Annotated in this window: 20 protein-coding genes; 12 read left to right on the forward strand and 8 right to left on the reverse strand. The window is 32.0% G+C overall.

The annotated features are described in order from the left end of the window. Positions 1 to 31 precede the first annotated feature (31 nt). Positions 32 to 994, reverse strand: a complete 963-nt coding sequence (locus P7F85_RS02640; RefSeq protein WP_002466296.1) for a YdcF family protein — start codon at positions 992 to 994, stop codon at positions 32 to 34. Positions 995 to 1,173: 179 nt separating this feature from the next. Here P7F85_RS02640 and P7F85_RS02645 point away from each other — a divergent pair, with 179 nt between their 5' ends. The 3 genes from P7F85_RS02645 to P7F85_RS02655 all read left to right on the forward strand — a co-directional run bounded on the left by P7F85_RS02645 (position 1,174) and on the right by P7F85_RS02655 (position 4,676). Beyond that, on the forward strand, positions 1,174 to 1,632 hold the full coding sequence (locus P7F85_RS02645; RefSeq protein WP_046464429.1) for a MarR family winged helix-turn-helix transcriptional regulator: 459 nt from the start codon (positions 1,174 to 1,176) through the stop codon (positions 1,630 to 1,632). Between the two features lie 254 nt (positions 1,633 to 1,886). After that, the gene (locus tag P7F85_RS02650; protein WP_002466291.1) at positions 1,887 to 3,302 is read left to right on the forward strand and encodes a zinc ribbon domain-containing protein; all 1,416 of its coding nucleotides are present in this window, start codon (positions 1,887 to 1,889) and stop codon (positions 3,300 to 3,302) included. A 171-nt stretch (positions 3,303 to 3,473) separates the two neighbouring features. Further along, positions 3,474 to 4,676: a multidrug effflux MFS transporter gene (locus P7F85_RS02655; protein ID WP_015364752.1), complete on the forward strand. Its 1,203-nt coding sequence runs from the start codon at positions 3,474 to 3,476 to the stop codon at positions 4,674 to 4,676. A gap of 73 nt (positions 4,677 to 4,749) precedes the next feature. Here the strand turns inward: P7F85_RS02655 and P7F85_RS02660 are convergent, their stop codons facing one another. Further along, positions 4,750 to 5,301, reverse strand: coding sequence for a TetR/AcrR family transcriptional regulator (locus P7F85_RS02660; protein WP_002466293.1), 552 nt, complete (start codon positions 5,299 to 5,301; stop codon positions 4,750 to 4,752). Positions 5,302 to 5,418: 117 nt separating this feature from the next. Here P7F85_RS02660 and P7F85_RS02665 point away from each other — a divergent pair, with 117 nt between their 5' ends. Continuing rightward, positions 5,419 to 6,066 carry an HlyD family secretion protein gene (locus tag P7F85_RS02665; protein WP_002466299.1) on the forward strand — a complete coding sequence of 216 codons (648 nt, stop codon included), beginning with the start codon at positions 5,419 to 5,421 and terminating at the stop codon, positions 6,064 to 6,066. Positions 6,067 to 6,078: 12 nt separating this feature from the next. Beyond that, entirely contained in the window at positions 6,079 to 8,046 is a 1,968-nt protein-coding gene (locus tag P7F85_RS02670) for a DHA2 family efflux MFS transporter permease subunit (protein ID WP_046464428.1), read from the forward strand. Between the two features lie 283 nt (positions 8,047 to 8,329). Here the strand turns inward: P7F85_RS02670 and P7F85_RS02675 are convergent, their stop codons facing one another. Further along, a complete protein-coding gene (locus tag P7F85_RS02675) occupies positions 8,330 to 8,968 on the reverse strand; it encodes a hypothetical protein (protein WP_002466292.1) in 639 nt (212 codons plus the stop codon). Positions 8,969 to 9,196: 228 nt separating this feature from the next. Between P7F85_RS02675 and P7F85_RS02680 the strand changes: the two genes are divergently transcribed. Then, entirely contained in the window at positions 9,197 to 10,099 is a 903-nt protein-coding gene (locus tag P7F85_RS02680) for an alpha/beta hydrolase fold domain-containing protein (RefSeq protein WP_015364753.1), read from the forward strand. A 47-nt stretch (positions 10,100 to 10,146) separates the two neighbouring features. On the opposite strand, the gene P7F85_RS02685 is transcribed toward P7F85_RS02680, so the two are convergent. Together P7F85_RS02685 and P7F85_RS02690 are read right to left on the reverse strand one after the other, a co-directional pair. Further along, positions 10,147 to 10,545 carry a hypothetical protein gene (locus tag P7F85_RS02685; protein ID WP_002466287.1) on the reverse strand — a complete coding sequence of 133 codons (399 nt, stop codon included), beginning with the start codon at positions 10,543 to 10,545 and terminating at the stop codon, positions 10,147 to 10,149. Then, the gene (locus tag P7F85_RS02690) at positions 10,542 to 11,027 is read right to left on the reverse strand and encodes a thioesterase family protein (RefSeq protein ID WP_002466304.1); all 486 of its coding nucleotides are present in this window, start codon (positions 11,025 to 11,027) and stop codon (positions 10,542 to 10,544) included. The genes P7F85_RS02685 and P7F85_RS02690 overlap by 4 nt, the downstream gene beginning before the upstream one ends. A 115-nt stretch (positions 11,028 to 11,142) precedes the next feature. Here P7F85_RS02690 and corA point away from each other — a divergent pair, with 115 nt between their 5' ends. Continuing rightward, entirely contained in the window at positions 11,143 to 12,090 is a 948-nt protein-coding gene (corA, locus tag P7F85_RS02695; RefSeq protein ID WP_046464426.1) for a magnesium/cobalt transporter CorA, read from the forward strand. A gap of 45 nt (positions 12,091 to 12,135) precedes the next feature. After that, positions 12,136 to 13,185, forward strand: coding sequence for a type 2 isopentenyl-diphosphate Delta-isomerase (fni, locus tag P7F85_RS02700; RefSeq protein ID WP_046464425.1), 1,050 nt, complete (start codon positions 12,136 to 12,138; stop codon positions 13,183 to 13,185). A 62-nt stretch (positions 13,186 to 13,247) separates the two neighbouring features. Here the strand turns inward: fni and gltS are convergent, their stop codons facing one another. Further along, a complete protein-coding gene (gene gltS, locus P7F85_RS02705; RefSeq protein ID WP_447158560.1) occupies positions 13,248 to 14,456 on the reverse strand; it encodes a sodium/glutamate symporter in 1,209 nt (402 codons plus the stop codon). 334 nt (positions 14,457 to 14,790) lie between these two features. On the opposite strand from gltS, the gene P7F85_RS02710 reads away from it, so the two are divergent. Genes P7F85_RS02710 through P7F85_RS02720 form a run of 3 tightly spaced genes read left to right on the forward strand, consistent with a single transcriptional unit; the run spans position 14,791 to position 16,452 of the window. Further along, positions 14,791 to 15,114 carry a PadR family transcriptional regulator gene (locus tag P7F85_RS02710; RefSeq protein WP_002466286.1) on the forward strand — a complete coding sequence of 108 codons (324 nt, stop codon included), beginning with the start codon at positions 14,791 to 14,793 and terminating at the stop codon, positions 15,112 to 15,114. Beyond that, complete coding sequence (locus tag P7F85_RS02715) at positions 15,107 to 15,667, forward strand: HAAS signaling domain-containing protein (RefSeq protein ID WP_002466289.1); 561 nt, start codon at positions 15,107 to 15,109, stop codon at positions 15,665 to 15,667. The genes P7F85_RS02710 and P7F85_RS02715 overlap by 8 nt, the downstream gene beginning before the upstream one ends. Continuing rightward, entirely contained in the window at positions 15,664 to 16,452 is a 789-nt protein-coding gene (locus P7F85_RS02720) for a DUF4097 family beta strand repeat-containing protein (RefSeq protein WP_002466305.1), read from the forward strand. The genes P7F85_RS02715 and P7F85_RS02720 overlap by 4 nt, the downstream gene beginning before the upstream one ends. Before the next feature lie 100 nt (positions 16,453 to 16,552). On the opposite strand, the gene P7F85_RS02725 is transcribed toward P7F85_RS02720, so the two are convergent. Next, the gene (locus tag P7F85_RS02725; protein WP_002466290.1) at positions 16,553 to 17,161 is read right to left on the reverse strand and encodes a DNA-3-methyladenine glycosylase; all 609 of its coding nucleotides are present in this window, start codon (positions 17,159 to 17,161) and stop codon (positions 16,553 to 16,555) included. A 198-nt stretch (positions 17,162 to 17,359) separates the two neighbouring features. On the opposite strand from P7F85_RS02725, the gene P7F85_RS02730 reads away from it, so the two are divergent. Further along, positions 17,360 to 17,974 carry a DUF805 domain-containing protein gene (locus P7F85_RS02730; RefSeq protein ID WP_015364755.1) on the forward strand — a complete coding sequence of 205 codons (615 nt, stop codon included), beginning with the start codon at positions 17,360 to 17,362 and terminating at the stop codon, positions 17,972 to 17,974. Positions 17,975 to 18,133: 159 nt separating this feature from the next. On the opposite strand, the gene P7F85_RS02735 is transcribed toward P7F85_RS02730, so the two are convergent. Then, the gene (locus P7F85_RS02735) at positions 18,134 to 19,759 is read right to left on the reverse strand and encodes a ribulokinase (RefSeq protein ID WP_002467036.1); all 1,626 of its coding nucleotides are present in this window, start codon (positions 19,757 to 19,759) and stop codon (positions 18,134 to 18,136) included. Positions 19,760 to 19,768 lie beyond the last annotated feature (9 nt).

Raw genomic sequence — 19,768 nt, forward strand, 5'->3', positions numbered from 1 at the left:
CGTCATAAAAGTAACGTATATAAGACACTTTTTATTTAATCCATAAAATGATGATACTTATCCAAAATGTGAGTGCAAAATATATTGTTAAAAGTAATCGATATTGATACATCACACCTAAAAAGTCTCTAATTAAAGCAATATGGAAGAAATGATAGGGCGTATGACTGCCAACACCATAAGTTGGAATATCTAAATTTTTTGCTAATTTGAGTGCCCGCAATATATGAAATTGGCTTGTTACACATACTATCTTTGGCATATTAACGAAATAGTCATGAATAATGTCTTTAGAATATACAAAGTTTGTGTGTGTATTGGTAGATTGTTGTTCTAATAAAATATTGTCATTGGGTACACCCTGTTTAATCAAATATCGTTGCATTGCGATTGACTCTGGTATAGGTTCATCTGGACCTTGTCCACCTGATACTAGTAATTTAGGCTTATGTTCAGAATAATGATAAATTTCAAGTGCGCGGTCCAATCGTTCTTTTAACATTGGTGTCACTTCTTCAGTAAATATACCTGCTCCTAATACAATAATTAAATCCACTGATTGATTGAAATGACGTGAACCAAATGTGGATGACCACGTGAGATAACAAAGAAATGCAAATAATGTTGTAAAACCGATCAAACTTAGCCATAATGCAATGCCATTAATAATAACTAAAGGTGACAGGCTAATATAGAAGCAAGCACTCATAAATAATATTAAACGCATGATGCTTAAACACATTTGCTTAATAAAATGACGACCACGCTGATTAAACAGAATAGCATGATGTTTTAATAAACAAAATGCTATTAAAATGAGCATAAGGATAATTAATTCATACGGAATGCTATAGGTAATGAGATGAAATATTAAATTAAAGAAACCTAATATAATAGTAGAAATAAATCCTGTCACGCTTAATGTGATGTATTGGTTGATCAATAATGACAAGATTATCAAGATGATTACTAACGTTAAAATCAATGGAATCATGCGCACACCTCTATATTGTATGTACATATAAATGTAGTTGATAGTAAATAAATAAGCAACTCAAAAGATATTGTGATAAAACTGTTTTAAAGGTTTCATTTTATAATTTTTCTTGATATCATTTATAGGATGAAAAATAAATAATTTATATAAATCAACACGGTCTTGAGGAGATATATATGACTAGACAATTAGAAGATCATATCGCATTTTTAGAAATGTTTATTAATAATGTAAATACTTTAACGGCTAAATTGTTGAAAGATTTACAAAATGAATATGGCATTTCTGTCGAACAATCCAATGTACTAGCTATGCTTAATAATGAATCCATGACAATAAGTCAAATTACAGAAAAGCAAGGTGTTAATAAAGCGGCGGTGAGTAGAAGAATTAATAAGTTATTAGATGCTGGATTAGTTGTTCTAGAAAAGCCTAATGCTAATATCGATCAAAGGCTTAAGTTTATAACTTTATCTAAAAAAGGAAAGTCATACATGGAGAAGCGTAAAACATTGATTAATGATATCGCAATGGATTTTACAAAAGATTTTTCTTCTGAAGATTTGGACCAAGTTAGACATGTCTTAGAAGTTATTAATTATAGAATGACAAATTACAGTTCTAAATTATCTTAAATATCATTAAATCTACACTATACATAATAGAAGTTTTAGGAATATAATTTGATAGTAGATTAGTCATAAGACTAAATATGTATGTTGTTGGAAATCATTTAGTTATATAATGAAATTATCTGTAATAATAGAATGTATATTGATTGAATTATTGAAATTAATAATAAATTAATCGTTTTTAACAATAGATATAAATCGTAGATGGAAATTATTTTAAACTGACGAGTGTTTGGAAATTGAGTAGAGGTGATAAGATGAAACAGTGCCCTCAGTGTGGTGCTTCTGTGGAGAAGGATGCACACACTTGTCAAAATTGTGGCCAGTCAATAAAAACAGAAACAAAGCATAAAAGTAAGCAAAATAATAGTGAACAGCATCAAAGCAACACAAATCAATCTTCAGATAAAACAACAAATATAAAGATTAGAAAGATTGTACCAGTTGCCATTATATTTTTTATTATCATCTTATTGGTCATTTTATTCTTCCTTTTAAGAAATTTTAATTCACCTAATGCTCAAACAAAAATATTAGTCAATGCGATAGACAATGACGATAATCAAAAAGTGGCTACATTACTCAGTACTAAAGATAATAAGGTAGATCCTGATGAAGCTTCTGCATATATTAAATATATTAAAAAAGAAGTAGGAATTAAAAACTTTATTAGAGATGTCAGAAATACAGTTGATAAATTAAATAAGAGTCATTCTAGCGTGGCATCTTATATTCAAACAAGAGATGGCCAAGATGTGTTACGCGTAAGTAAAAATGGTACACGATATCTTATATTTGATAATATGAGTTTTAATGCACCGACGAAACAACCGGTTGTCAAACCAAAAGTAGATACAAAATATGAATTTAAATCCGGTGGTAAACGTAAAAAAGTAATTGCAGAAGCGGATAAAACAACGCCATTAGGCCATTTTATTCCAGGTGATTATAGTATAGATGCTACTAAAGAAACTAAAAATGGTGTGTTTAGTGGGAAACTTGACTTTGATTTTAAAGCTACCAATAGTGAGACCGTCAATGTGACTGAAGATTTTGATGAAGCACATCTCAATATTAAATTAAAAGGTGCTTCTAAACTTACAGATAAATCGAAAAAAGTAATCATTAATGATCGTACGTTATCATATTCAAATTCTAAAGAATATGGACCATATCCTAAGAATGAAGATATTACCGTCTCCGCGGAAGGTTCAGCTAAAGATAAAACTTTCGAATCAGAAACTAAGACGATCAAAGCATCAAAACTCAAAGATAATACCACAATTACCTTAGACTTCGATAGTGATGAAATTGATAAATACGTGGCTAAAAAAGAAAAAGAAGAAAATAGTTTGAAAAACAAACTTACTCAATTTTTTAGCGGATACTCTTTAGCATTAAATTCAGCATTGAATGAGAATAACTTTGACTTAATATCAAGTTACTTTAAGAAAAATTCATCATTATATGACACGATGAAACATCAATTAGAGAATAATCAATTAGTATCATTTCAAACATCTCAAGTCATAAGTGCAAGTCAAAGTGGAGATAAAGTTAAAGCGACAATCCAACAAATAAATGAAAATGGGCAATTGATTAATAAAGACTACGAATTAGAAGAAACATCTAAAGGTAATGATTTTAATTTAATTAAAGCATCAAATGAATAATAGTAATGATGGACGTAGGACAAGTGATCTTATTATAGAAGCGGGCACTGTTCTGCGTCTGTTTTTTATAGGGATAAAAATCCAATTGCATAAAATAGAATGTATAGCGTAATATATTGATATATGTAAAAATAAAGCCATTTGCTAAAAAATATTAAGGTGGTTTCAAAAATGAATCAAAAGGTACAATCAAAAAAACAATCCCCTATATTTGTAATCATCTTAGGTGCACTAACAGCTATTGGTGCATTATCGATAGATATGTTTTTACCGGGATTACCAGAAATCAAAAATGACTTTCATACCACAACGTCTAATGCACAACTCACATTATCGTTATTTATGATTGGGTTAGCGTTAGGAAACTTATTTGCAGGTCCGATATCAGATGCTACCGGCAGAAAGAAACCGTTATGGATATCAATGTTCATTTATACGTTAGCAAGTTTAGGTATTGTCTTTGTCACGAATATCGAAATAATGATTGCATTACGCTTTATTCAAGGTGTAACAGGTGGGGCGGCTTCCGTCATTTCAAGAGCTATTGCCAGTGATATGTATAAAGGCAAAGAGTTAACTAAATTTTTATCATTGCTCATGTTAGTAAATGGTGTTGCACCTGTTATCGCTCCGGCTATCGGTGGTGTTATCTTAAGCTTAGCCGTATGGAGAATGGTATTTATTATACTAACTGTCTTTGGCATACTCATGGTTATTGGTTCTCTAACCAAAGTGCCTGAGTCTTTACAGGACGATGAAAAAGATAGTGATGGTATTAAAGAAATGTTTAAAAACTTTAAACATTTATTAGAGACACCTAAGTTTGTGTTGCCTATGTTAATCCAAGGCTTTTCTTTTATTATGTTATTTACTTATATCTCAGCATCACCATTCATTATTCAAAAAATATATGGTATGTCAGCTCTACAATTTAGTATTATGTTTGCAGCAATTGGTATTACATTAATTATTTCAAGCCAATTAGTAGGTGTGCTTGTCGATCGAATAGAGAGACGACAACTGTTGAAAATTGTGACATATATTCAAGTGCTTGGCGTTGTGATAGTTGCTATTACACTACTAAATCATTTGAGTTTTTGGATATTAGTCATTGGTTTTATTATTTTAGTTGCACCGGTTACAGCCGTTGCAAGTTTAGGTTTTTCAATTGCTATGGATGAAAGTACAAGAGGGAGAGGTAGTGCTTCTAGTTTATTAGGATTGGTACAATTTCTATTAGGAGGACTTATGTCATCATTAGTTAATGTGATGGGTGAACATAATGTGATACCTTATGTGGTGATTATTAGTATGACAGCAGTGATTATGATTATTTTACAAACCATTTATACGAGACTACAACGTCGATCTTAAGAATGGGTTTGATTTATAAGATAAAAATAGCCAGAAAATGAGTTGCTTATGCTCATTTTCTGGCTTAATTTAATTATCTTTGTAATTTAATTGTATTTGCTAATAAGTTTTCAGCAATTACTTCTGGAGATTCTTTGCAACCATTGCGTAACCAATAAAATATGACACCAACCTGTCCACCAATTGAATAGGTGATGAACAATGATTTATTTTGAATTGAATTTGGATAATCTTCAATCACATTTTCATAAGCAACCTTTGTAGCATTAAAATATTTCATTGCTAATCCTTTATTAGGATATGTAATAAATATAGCTCGATAGAATGATTCTTTGCGCTTTATATACTTTGTAACAATTAAAAAGAATTTATATAACTTAGTTTTATCGACGCGCACACTTTCAAAATTATTATATAAAGTTTTGAGTAACTTTAAATATTTAGATAGATGATAATTTTGAATTTGTTCCAATAAATCATATTTATCTTTATAATTATCATAAAAAGTAGAGCGGTTAACGCCACTATATGCACAAATCATTTTAATCGTAATTTCATCGAATGGATATTCATCTAATAAATTTATCATACTTTGAATAATTTTAAATTTAGCTCTTCGTTTCATAAGCAGTCACCTTAGTCATCAATCCGACACATTTTTTTAAAGTGTCGGTGTTTTTTTTATCTACATGTATCTATAATAGATAAAGTGAATTTTAAAAGCAAATAGGAGGATATATTCATGAAGAAAATGGTATTAATTAATATCATTACTATCATTGTGTTAATTGTTATCGGAGTAGTAGGTTTCTACTTCTGGAACAATGCAACGAGCTATGTTAGTACTGATAACGCCAAAGTAGATGGCGATCAAATGAAAATAGCAAGTCCAGCTTCAGGTGAAATTAAATCACTTGACGTTAAGCAAGGTGAGAAACTTAAAAAAGGCGATAAAGTAGCTGAAGTAGCAGCTCAAGGCGAAGGTGGTCAATCTAAAGAGATGAGCATCAAAATGCCTAAAGATGGCACAATCGTTAAAACAGATGGTATGGAAGGTTCAATGGCTCAAGCTGGGAACCCAATCGCTTATGCGTACAATTTAGATGATCTATATATTACTGCTAACGTTGATGAAAAAGACGTTGCTGATATTGAAAAAGGTAATGACGTTGATGTTGATATCGACGGACAAAAAGCAACTGTAAGTGGTAAAGTCGATCAAATCGGTGATGCTACAGCAGCTAGCTTCTCATTAATGCCTTCATCTAATAGTGATGGTAACTACACTAAAGTATCACAAGTTGTACCAGTTAGAATTTCTCTAGATTCTGAACCATCTAAAAATGTTGTTCCAGGTATGAACGCTGAAGTCAAAATTCATAAAAATTAAGGGGGTCATTAAATGACAACGACCTTCATTATTGTTTATATTTTAATCGCGCTCATACTTCTTGGTTTGATTAATTTCTTCGTTTCTAAAGGTAAGAAAAAAACGAAAAACCAAAAAGTGGAACAACGCTCAACAAAAGGTTCTGAGAGTCAATCATATCAATCTAAATTTAAAGCAAGTGATTTAGAAAAATCTGAGTCACAAACATCATCTCCAAACGATTTTAGTTCTACTTCTAATCACATTGAAGATGATAAAAGAAAACATCATTTCGAATCTATGAATGAATCGGATGATTCAACAAAGAATGAACATGGGACGTTACGTCGTTCTGAAGACACTTCTCATAAATCAGATGAGGATAGCGGAGTTGACGAAGTTCATAAACCAATCAACCCTAACTCAGAAGAGGCTAGAGTTAATGAGAAGATTAAAAATCAACAATCTGATTTTATCTTCGGTAAAGGTATCACAAGAGGTAAGATTTTAGCGGCAATGTTATTTGGTATGTTTATCGCTATTTTAAACCAAACGTTATTAAATGTTGCCTTACCTAAAATTAATACTGAATTTAATATTTCTGCATCAACTGGTCAGTGGTTAATGACAGGATTTATGTTAGTTAACGGTATTTTAATACCAATAAGTGCCTTCCTATTTAATAAATATTCTTATAGAAAGTTATTTATAATAGGTTTAGTACTCTTTACAATCGGTTCATTAATCTGTGCGATTTCAATGAACTTCCCAGTGATGATGTCTGGACGTATTTTACAAGCTATCGGTGCTGGTATCTTAATGCCATTAGGTTCTAATGTTATTGTTACGATTTTCCCTCCAGAAAAACGTGGTGTAGCAATGGGAACAATGGGTATTGCTATGATTTTAGCACCAGCAATCGGACCAACATTATCTGGTTATATCGTTCAAAATTATGACTGGAATTTAATGTTCTATGGTATGTTCTTTATCGGACTTGTTGCAATTGCAGTTGGTTTCTTCTGGTTTAGACTTTATCAAAGAACAACGAATCCTAAAGCCGATGTACCTGGTATTATTTACAGTACAATTGGGTTCGGCGCATTATTATATGGTTTCTCTGAAGCCGGTAATAAAGGTTGGGGTTCAACTGAAATTGTTTCAATGTTTATCATTGGTATTATTTTCATTGCCTTATTCGTTATTAGAGAATTAAGAATGAAAGCACCAATGTTAAATTTAGAAGTTTTAAAATACCCAACATATACACTAACAACAGTGATTAACATGATTGTTATGATGAGTTTATATGGTGGTATGATTCTTTTACCAATCTATTTACAAAATCTACGTGGTTTCTCAGCGTTGGATTCAGGTCTATTAATGCTTCCGGGTGCATTAGTAATGGGTGCCTTAGGTCCTATTGCAGGTAAATTACTTGATACAATAGGTATTAAACCATTAGCTATATTTGGTATTGGTGTCATGACATATGCAACTTGGGAATTAACTAAGCTAAATATGGATACACCATACTTATCAATCATGGGTATTTATGTCTTACGTTCATTTGGTATGGCATTTATCATGATGCCTATCATGACTGCAGGTATGAACGCATTACCAGCACGTTTAATTTCTCATGGTAACGCATTTGTGAATACGATGAGACAATTAGCAGGTTCAATTGGTACTGCCATTCTTGTTACTGTAATGACTACACAAACAACAAATCATGTTACAGCATTTGGCGAAGAGTTGGATAAAACAAATCCAATGGTTCAAGACCATATGCGTGAATTAGCACAACAATTTGGTGGCGAACAAGGTGCCATGAAAGTGTTATTACAATATGTAAACAAATTAGCTTCTGTAGAAGGCATTAACGATGCATTTATCATTGCAACTATTATAAGTTTAGTAGCGCTTATTTTAAGTTTCTTCTTACAAAGTAAGAAAAAAGCAGATGTATCAGCAGCAAAATCAAGAGCAGAAGACTAAGACAAATTGAATGAGACATGACTTAATGAATAAAAGTAATAAATAGAAGATGATAAAAATTGTGTTGTGGGGGCATGATTTTTATGGGATCGGTATCGACTTCGATATCGATCCCATTTTTTAGTGGCCCTTACAAACGAAGTTTGTTAGGGCCACTTATGCCTTAGGAAAACTAAGGCGAACCGAAAAGGGAAACGAAGTTTGTTGTAGTGAATTTTCAAACCACCTAAAAAAGGGCCAATGAGGTTATCCTATTATAGATGACTCCATTGGCTCTTTTTAATTATTTAATACGAATTCTTCGGTTTCTAAAGAATAGACTAATGATTAATAAACCAATACTACAAGCTAATAAAATTAATGCATTATGAATGGCATCAGCTTCAGTCACAACTTGATCCGGTGATACAGATAAATAGTATTGTTTGAATGAATCTGCTATTTTTTCAGCTAAAGTATGAATAATATAACTAAAATACATTGTAATGACTAACATAATAGCCAAGAATAACATGTTAATAACTTTTAAAGCACTTCGATTAAAGATAATCGTTAATATAGATATAATCATGCTAATGATACATAAAGCGAAAAAGGCATAAAACACTAGTAATAAGCGATCAATTGATTGTTGTAGTTGATCTATATTACCTAGATTGATATTAATATTACCAACTTGTGTTACAGTATCTTGGAAATTTTTAAGTTGGTGGAAATCGATAGTTTGTTTAGCAAATACAATATTAAAGATAGGTTGATTGTACATGCTATAACCTGTAATTGCAGTTAAAACTAGTACGATGATTTGAATGATCATACTAACCCAAGAACGTTTTTTCTTGCCATATTGCTTACCACGATGCATTTGTTCATTTTGAAATGCATCATCAAATTTTTCTAATCTTCTTTGTTGATTAGTCATAACGTTGCCTCCTTGAAAATAGTCATATCTTTATTTATCATTTCCAGTCTTATTTTGTTATAATAATGAATAATCAAAGACAATAAAAATTAGACAATTTATAAAATGAAATTCATGACTAAATTAAAATATACTTTAAATTATATCCCTTTTTAAGTTACGAATGTAGGTTTTTAATCAAATTGTTTTTTAATTTTAAAAATTGCAAAGAGGTAGGTTTAGTTATTTATGAAGAATCGATTTATGAACCGAGTGGTAAACAAGTATATTCTACACAATCGTTCAATATTTTTCGACAATGATGAAGCAGTGGATAAGTTTTTTGAAAAAAGACAAGTTGAAAATGAGAAAAAACATAAGCAACCCTCTACATTAAATGTTAAAGCGAATTTAGATAAACTTATGTTAGGGGACATGCAAGTATTTCGATTTAACTTTAGACATGAGTCAAAAAGAAAAATATTGTATTTACATGGTGGCTATAATACATTACAACCCTCACCATTTCATTGGAGATTTATTGATAAATTAACACTTTCAACAATACATGAAGTTGTATTACCTATTTATCCTAAAGCGCCAGATTATCATATTGAAGATACGGAAAAAGCAGTAAGAGATGTATATCATCAACTTGTGGATGAAGTAGGAGCTGAACATATAATTGTGATGGGTGATGGATCTGGTGGTGCATTGGCATTGAATTTAGTTCAATCGCTCATTGAAAATAATGAACAAGTACCACGCCAATTATATTTAATCTCGCCATTATTAGATGCTACATTATCTAATAAAGACATCACAGATGAACTCTTAGGGAAAGATATCCTAATTAGTCGTTTCGGGGTCAATGAGATTATGAAACGTTGGGCGGACAATGTATCACTCACCGATAAACGTGTGTCTCCAATATATGGTCCTATAGAAGGCTTACCACCAGTTTATATGATCGGTGGAGGAAGAGAAATTATCAATCCAGATATGCATTTATTTAAAGAAAAACTAGAAATGATGGGACAAGAAATTACGTTCTATGAATATCCAAGAATGGTTCATGATTTTCCACTGTATCCAATACGAGAATCACATAAAGTGATTAAACAAATTACCAAAGCACTTAAAAATAATTAAAATGACAAAAACGATGAGCAACAAATGGCGTTGTTCATCGTTTTTGTTTATTCCATAATAGAATTGATATGTTTAATAATGAAATTTTGTCCTTTTGAAAAGTAAAGATCAGCTATAGTTTCTTCAAAGTGACTCGGAATATCAGTCAAATTACTAAATGAAAAGACTTTTTCAATATTGTCATTTCTTATACGACTAGCTAATTGATTATAGTGTTCAAGGAATTGTTCATCAATATCATATGTTTCAAGTAGTTGATTCATTTCATCTATGGCTTGCTTTTGTCCTTGTATATAACTCATGCGTGTCGCACGTTTGAATAACTTAGAAGCAGGACCATTGATAGTTAGCGCTTTTTGTTCATTTAAATCACTTAATCCTACTTTGACATCATCATATAAATCTAGTAATTCGTTTTGAATGGTATAGCGGATAGATTCACTCATGATTGATCCCCCTTATGAGGAATACCAATACGATGTCCTAATTGCTTAGGCCATTCGATTGTTTGTTGTTCTTGTTGAGCATAGCGCTCGATTTGTTGATAATAATCTTCAGGAAATGCAGCAGAGCGACGTTTATTTTGGTCGATTCCCATCATCATGACTTCATTGGTTGCAGCAATTTCACCATCTTGACGAACCATTCTTAAAAAGAAATGAACGCGTTTATAATCGTAATCATAAACATATAACTCAACATGATATTGTTCATTTAAAGTTAGTTCTGATAAAAAACTAGTATGTTCTTCAATTGTGAATGTTGTGTATTCATATTGTGCACGTTCATCTAAAGAAAGACCGTGACTATAATTAAAATCATCAATGACATCACTAAAAATGATATTATAATATGCATCATGCATATGATTATTGTGATCGATAAAATCTTCTGTCACTGTTTTACTTACAGTAAATGTTTGAGACATGACTATTACTCCTTTATTGTTTGCTTGATACTTATTTTACTAAATTAAATTAAGACATACACGTAATTCAATTCATGATAAAATAAAAAAGAATTGCTTATCAGGGGGTAAAGAGATGACGATGACCATTCGATACCAAACCGCTTCCCAACCATTAACAGAGGTGAGTCGCATAGAAGATGTTCCGAGTGAAGCGACCATTGTTTGGTATGACTTTGAAGATGCAACAGAGAAAGAAAATGAATTTTTAAGAAATCATTTTGACTTTAACTATTTAGAAATCGATGATGCGATTAATGGCATTCCTCGAGCGAAATATAAAGCTTATGATGACTATCAATATATTGTGTTTCACAGTATATTAACACATGATTATGCAGCTATTGCGTTAAATGTATTCTTGCAAGGTAATACATTGGTAACATATCATCATAAACGTTTTGAATCACTTAAAAAAGTAGTTCAAGATAATCAAAGACATCATGTTTCCGATTTGGACTGTGCGGATATAGTGATATATATATTAGACAGCATGGTAGATAAATATTTTAATTTTGTTTATGACATTGAAGATAAGGTATATACATTTGAGGACAGACATGTAGATGATCGCTATAGTAAAAGCGTGATGGATAATGTATTCCAACTACGTTCTGATCTAATTAAGATAAAGCGAGTATTATTTCCAATGCAAGAATTGGTTGATACCATTAAAAGTGAAGGTAAGTTAATTATCGATACAAAGCATTCTATGTACATACAACATATTGATGACCATTTAATTAAACAACGTAATGTGATTCGTACATCCCAAGAAATGACAAATGAAATACGTGAAAATTACGAATCCTATACTTCATTTAGAATGAATAATATTATGCAAATTTTAACATTAGTATCTGTAATATTTTCACCATTAACTTTTATTGCAGGTATCTACGGCATGAACTTTGCGTATATGCCAGAATTAAATTGGCATTATGGCTACTTTATTTGCCTATTTGTCATGCTAATCATCTCAATTATTTTAATTATCTTCTTCAAAAGAAAAAAATGGTTTTAAACCTTGTAATTATAAAATGAATCATTTGGAAAAGGCGGTATAGTAATGAGTGACTTTCAGAGAGAGCAAAGAAAAAATGAACATGTTGAAATAGCGATGGCGCAACATGATGCTACATTATCTGATTTTGATAAAGTGAGGTTTGTTCATCATTCGATTCCAAATATTGATGTGGATGATGTAGATTTAACGACAAAGACATCCGATTTTAATTTGAAATACCCAGTTTATATTAATGCCATGACTGGTGGTAGTGAATGGACAAAACAAATTAATGAAAAATTAGCGATTGTTGCACGTGAAACGGGTCTTGCAATGGCTGTGGGCTCCACACATGCTGCATTACGAAATCCTAAAATGGCAGAATCATTTACGATTGTTCGAGAAACGAATCCAGACGGTGTTATCTTTAGTAATGTGGGTGCTGACGTACCCGTAGACAAAGCAGTTAAAGCTGTTGAACTATTAGATGCACAGGCGCTACAGATTCATGTTAATTCACCTCAAGAATTAGTTATGCCTGAAGGTAATCGAGAGTTTGCTAATTGGATGGAAAATATCGAAGCAATTGTTAATGCAGTAGATGTACCTGTGATTGTGAAAGAAGTAGGATTTGGTATGAGCAAAGAGACATATAAATCACTACTTAATGTAGGCGTTACTTATGTCGATGTCAGCGGACGTGGTGGTACGAATTTCGTAGATATTGAAAATGAGAGACGTTCAAATAAAGATATGGACTATTTATCTAATTGGGGACAATCAACAGTTGAATCACTATTAGAAAGTTCTGATTTTCAAGATAAACTAAATGTCTTTGCAAGTGGAGGTTTACGTACCCCATTAGATGCTGTGAAATGTTTAGCGCTAGGTGCGAAAGCAGTAGGTATGTCACGTCCGTTCTTAAATCAAGTTGAGCAGGCCGATATAACACAAACGATTGAATACGTTGAATCATTTTTAGATCATATGAAGAAAATAATGACAATGCTAGATGCTAAAGATATCAATGAATTAACCCATAAAGATATGATATTTAATACTGAATTGTTATCTTGGATTGAGCAACGTGGTTTAGATATCCAAAGAGGTTAACTGAATCAAATTAAATAAGCCCGTACGTAAGACATGAGCATGTATTACGTACGGGTATTTTATTATTGGAAAAATTGTATGAAGCCCATAACAATGATGACACCTATTAAGTCGATTAAGAAAGCTCCGACTATAGGAACAACTAAATAGGCTTTTGGCGAATTGCCATATTTTTTAGTAATCACATCTAAATTTGCCATCGCATTAGGTGTAGCACCTAAACCATGACCTATAAATCCACCAACCATTACTGCCGCATCATAATCTTTTCCTAAACCTCTAAATAGAACGAAAATAGAGAACAAGATCATAAATACAACTTGTACAAGAACGATAATGATTAATGGTAAAGCTAATGAGTATATTTCAGTTAGCTGAATACTCATTAAAGCTAATGATAAGAAGATACCTAACGAAATATCTTCGATTTGTTCGTTAATTTTTAGATCCACAATGTTGAAACCAGCAGCTTCAGAAATATTACGAACGAATACTGCGACAAACATTGAACCTACATACATCGGAATATTCACGTTTGTTAAATTAGTAAATGTATTACCAATATATGTACCGAGTGCCATACAGAAAACTAAGATTGTGAACTGTATAAAGAAAATTTGAGTAGGTTTATATTTTTCATGAAGTGATTGATTATATTCAACTTCACCATAATTTTTAAATGAATCGTCACTATGTTCAGGTTTTAGGTTATAACGTTTAATTAAGAACTTAACGACTGGTCCACCAATTAAACCACCAAATACTAAGCCTAATGTTGCAGCTGCAAGGGCGGCTGTGACAGCGGAATCAATCCCCATATCTTGAATGGTTTTACCATAAGCGGCCGCATTACCATGACCACCTTCCATTGACATTGACCCTGCAGTTAAACCTAGTAAAGGTTTAATATTTAATAACTTCGCTAATGAAATACCAATCACATTTTGACAGAATGCCATAATGCCACAGAACATAAAGTACAATAGCATGACCTTTCCGCCAACTTTAAATAGTTTAAGAGATGCACCGAGTCCGATCGTTGTGAAGAATGCCAACATAAAGAAATCTTGTATAAATGAGGCATCTAATTTAATTTTCACAATATTAAATGAATCTAAGACAGCTACTAAAATAGCAAAAATTAAACCACCAATTACTGGTGCTGGAATACAAATTCTTCTTAAAATCGAGACATGATTAATGATCGTTTGACCAATAAGATATAAAATACATGCTAAACACAGTGTGGTAATAGCATCTAATTCAATCATTTTAACTCCCCCTTAGAAGTTATCCCAAAACCTATGTTTATGTGCTATTCAATTAAAATATGTAAGCGTTATAAAAAGCCACAATATCCATTATACATATATGTGTACAATAAATCTAGTTTTGAAATTAATATCAATTATATTTATACCTATTAATCATTAATCTAAAATAGTTTTTATCTATATTAATTTAAAAATGTGAAAGAAGAGAATATGATGATTTGAAACTATCTATTATTTAGTACCTTGCAATGTACAGTAGTAAGTGCTATATTATAGATAATTACTACTGTGTAATGTTCAGTACTGATTATTACACTTTGGAGGTCTAGCTATGAACACACAGTTTAAAAAGGGTGCATTAGAACTGATAGTCTTACTTATCATCAAACGAGAAGATCAGTACGGTTATTCTTTAGTACAAAATATTTCTCGCTATATGACGATTGCAGAAGGTACTGTCTATCCTTTGTTACGAAGATTGGTAAAGAACGGAGAACTATCGACGTATTATCAACCATCAACCGAAGGACCAGCGAGAAAATATTATCGGCTTACTGATCAAGGGCAAGAAAGATTAGCATTATTGAAAGAAGAATGGCAAATGTTTTCAAATGCAGTTAATACCTTTGTAGAGGAGAGTGAACGCAATGAATAAAGAAACTTATCTAAAACAACTCATAAGTCATTTAAGACATATGGATAAAGATGAGGAAAAGGATATCTATAATGAATACGAAACACATTTTATAAGTGGTAAAAATGAAGGTAAATCAGAAGAAGAGATTTCCAAACATTTAGGAAACCCAAAGATGATTGCTAAAGAATTAAATGCTTCATTGGCTATTGATAAAGTTGATGAGAAAAAGAATGCAAAAAATATTTTGAGTGCTATTTTAGCGGTCATGGGTTTAGGATTACTTAATTTCTTTATTGTATTAGTACCGGCATTCTTTATTTTTATGTTTTTGCTTACTTTAGTTGTATTTACAATCACACTCTTAAGTGCACCAGTATTTTTAATTATTAAATATATTACCGAAGGTGTAAATTCTATTATTTTATATGATGTTTATATGAGTGGTCTCATGTTTGGTGTTGGTTTAATGCTGTTAGCTATTAGCATTTTCTTATGTCATTGGATTCTTAAATTAACGATTATGTATTTAAAATGGAATATCTCAATTGTGAAAGGAAGTGTTCATTCATGAAAAAGCTAGTTTTAACGTTATTTATATTTGGACTAATTTTAAGTATTGGTTTTGGTATAGGCGTTTTTTCAGAATGGAAAACATTAGCTTCAAAGCAAGACAATGCCACTAAGTTAAATAAAGTTTATAAAGCACAAATTAATAGTATAGATCTAGATGTTGATAACAGTGATGTTGAAATCAAACGTGGTAGTACGTTCTCAATTAAAGAAAAAGGCAACTCAGATAAGAAAATAAATAGTGATGTAAAAAATGGTGAATGGCATATTAGTGATCAAGACCATCAATCAAATATTAATTTTAGAATTGGTTACATGACAAAGCACAAATTAGTAATCACAGTTCCAAAAGCGATTGATCAATTAACTGTAAAAGGTGACTCTGGTGATGTCACTATCGATAATATAATAAGTAAGAAATCAGATGTTACGGTAGATTCATCAGATATTTTCTTAAAAGATAGTAAACTAGGAAAACTAAAAGTAAACAATGATTCTGGAGATATATCAACAAGTCATATCGAATTCACCAACGGCAAAATAGAAAATGATTCAGGCGATATAGAATTGAGTAAGTGTGTTCCAGATCAACCCTTATATGTATCAAATGATAGTGGAGATATTACTTTGAATTATCAACAGCATCCTAAAAATACTACATTTATTGCACATAATGATTCTGGAGATTCTAACATAGATAACAAAGAATTTAAGCGTCATCGAATTGGAGAAGGGGACAATAACGTCGAGTTGTTTAATGACTCTGGGGATATCAACGTGCAATAAATATATATTTTAAGAGAGGTCAAGACAAAAAGCTCATTTTGGGACGCCGTTAATCGGTTTCCAAGAGCACAAAACTTTTTGTCTCAACCTCTCTATCGTTTTATTTCCAAGTATCGTCAGGATTTTGAAAATCTGATTTCTTCATACGAGAGACATAAGGGTTCCCTTTAACTGTGTAACGAAGTGGTTTGTTAGTCCATTCACCTTTATTCGGTATGCCTATACGTCCACTTTCAATAATTGATTTAGGGTATTTACGATGTTTAATATCGATGGAAAGTCGGCATTGATTTAAAGTAGCACCATCAATTGAACGTGGAATATTAAAGGCTTTTGTCCATTTTCCAGGGCCATTAGTCACTTCAAAGCCACTTTTGCCACGATTGATTTTCATAGCTTCAATACCATCTTCAGGTTCGATTGCGCGTATAAGCACACCTTCAGGAACACCAACATCTCTTGTAACAAAGTTAATTAATAGATGCGTATGCATGACGTGTGCATAAATCGTACCACCAGTTTGATATAAAGAAGTTACTTTAGGCGTGCGCTTTCCACCATATCCGTGAGCAGCACGATCTTTAATACCTAGGTAAGCTTCTGTTTCCACAATATAGCCACTATATGTTTGGTGTTCATCTTGGTAAATAACGCGAACGCCGAGTAATGCTTTAGCTATGTCCGTTGTGCTACGTTGTTTAAAATCCATAAATTTGGCACCTCTATAAAAATATTTGTTATAAGAATTTATTCTAAAATTTCTTAAAATATTTTTTGATTTATATTTTTAAAAGTCTTGTTGTTTGATACAATGACAATAGAAACAATATTATTACTTAATTAATGTATCAGAGTTATTAAGAGTAATAAAATAAATTGAATTGATGATCTGAAGGGAGCCACTAATATGAGAGAAAAAGTTGGTTTTAAAGCATCATTTAAATTATTTTGGTCAAATTATTTTAATTTTAAAGGGAGATCTAGACGTAGCGAGTATTGGTTTATGCAATTATGGCATTTAATCTTTATGTGCCCTGCCATTATACTTATGATTATTGGTTACCCAAGTTTATTCTTAGGTGCATTTAATGAAAGTAGTGGCGCATTAGGTATTGGAATTATTTGTATATTTATAGGGACTATTTATATCCTTATTTATTCATTGGCTACTATAATACCTAATTTGGCCATTTTAGCACGTCGATTCCATGATACTTCTCGTTCAATGTTGATTCCAATCATTGCGTTTGTCATTGGGGTATTATTGAATGTATTTAATATTGTTATTAACGCTAGTGGTCTAATAGATAATGTAGGCGTATTAATCACATATTATATTATCGCTTTAATCTGTCTAGTATTAGGTGTTTATAATATTGTGGTGAGTTGCTTAGATAGTAAAAATGAAGGCAACCAATATGGGCCAAGTCCTAAATATGAAGTGAATGAACCGGTTAACGAACCGAATTACAATCCAGTTGACAAAGCGAAGTTATATCGCAATACAACAAATGAAATTTAAACTTCAAAGGCTAGTGTCGATAATGACGCTAGCTTTTATTTCAAAGTAAGTGTCGTATATATTTGACTCATAAAAAAACTTAAATCATAAAAGAATAGCTATACTTGCGTTGAATCAATATGATCAACGACAAGTATAGCTATTTATATTTAATAACAATTATTCTGTTTCGTGGATATATGATAATTCTGGATGTTCACGACCTAATAAATCATGTAGTTTTTGATATTTATCAAATAATTTTTCATAATGTTTTACTTTTTCTGGATCTGGTTGTTTTTCATAATAAACAGGCTGTTTCATGTGTTGCACGGTTTCTCTTAATGTATCATATGCACCACCCACATTTGCGCCCAACATAGCAGCGCCTAATGCTGTTGCGTTTGAAGATTCTAAGACGACAACTTTTTTATTTAATACGTTAGCATAGATGTCGACGAGTAATTGACTTTTCTTAGGAATACCGCCAGAAGCATAAACAGTATGAACTGGAATATCATTATCTTCGAATTGTTTCATAATCATTTTAGTACCGAAAGCAGTAGATTCTAAGTAAGCACGATGAACCATTTCAAAAGGTGTTTGCAATGTTAAGCCAAAGACACTACCTGTTAAATGGCTATCACTTAAAATACTTCTATTACCATTGTGCCAGTCTAAGACAACTACGTGTTGGTCTTCAACAGGAATTTGTGATGCAAGTGTTTCTAAATATTCTAAGACGCTCTTATCTTGTTTGGCTGCTTCTTCAACGATATGTTGTGGGGCCATTCGTTCAGAGTAACTAAATAAATCACCTACAGCTGCTTGACCCGCTTCGTAAGCATATAACCCTGGAATAATAGCGTCTTTAACTGAACCTGTAATAGAAGGGATAGGTTCTTGTTTCGGGTCTAACATTAAGTGGCATGTGCTTGTTCCTATAACCGGTGTGAATTCACCTTTTTCAATTGCACCTGCACCTAAAACGCCAGAGTGGGCATCAATCATGTAAGGGGAAATCTGTACATTGGAAGATAGTCCCCATAAGTTTTGATAGTATTCTGATAATGACCCGGCGCTATCACCAATTTGAATGACAGGTGCTTCGCATTTATCTTTGACGATTTGTGGTAATTCTGGATCTACGGTTTCAAAGAAATCATAATTAAAGCCATTTACTTCATCATAGAATCCTTTGAATCCTATACCACAGTTAGAGCGGATATTTTGATTGACGAGTAAGCTTGTCATATAATCTCCAGCTTCCATTATATAATGGGCGCGTTCTAATAATTCGGGTGCTTTATGTTTTACTTCGAGGATTTTAGGAATCATCCACTCACTGTTTACACTATGGCCATAATAATCTAACCAATTTTGATTAGCTTTCTCATTGGCTTCAACCATTTGAGTTGCTTCGTCTTGAGCGCCATGATGTTTCCATAATTTAACATAGGCATGAGGATGATGAGATAGGTCTTCATTCATATGTAATGGTCTGAAATTCTCATCTAAAAAGACCACTGTACAACTAGTAAAGTCAACACCAATACCTACGACCTCATCCTTATTAATTTGGCTTTCTTCTAAAACGTGTTTAACACCATTTTCTAGTACGTGATGATAATCACCAGCATGTTGTAAGAAGTAATTATGGGGTAAAGTTTCTCCTCCTAATTCTTCAGCGATGGTACCATGTTGATAAGTCTCTTCATAACTTGAAACAATTTTTCCATCAGATGTATTTACCAAAATGACACGTCCTGATGCTGTGCCGTAATCGATACCAATACTATAACTCATTCTATATAT

The organism is Staphylococcus sp. aM (assembly GCF_052975125.1).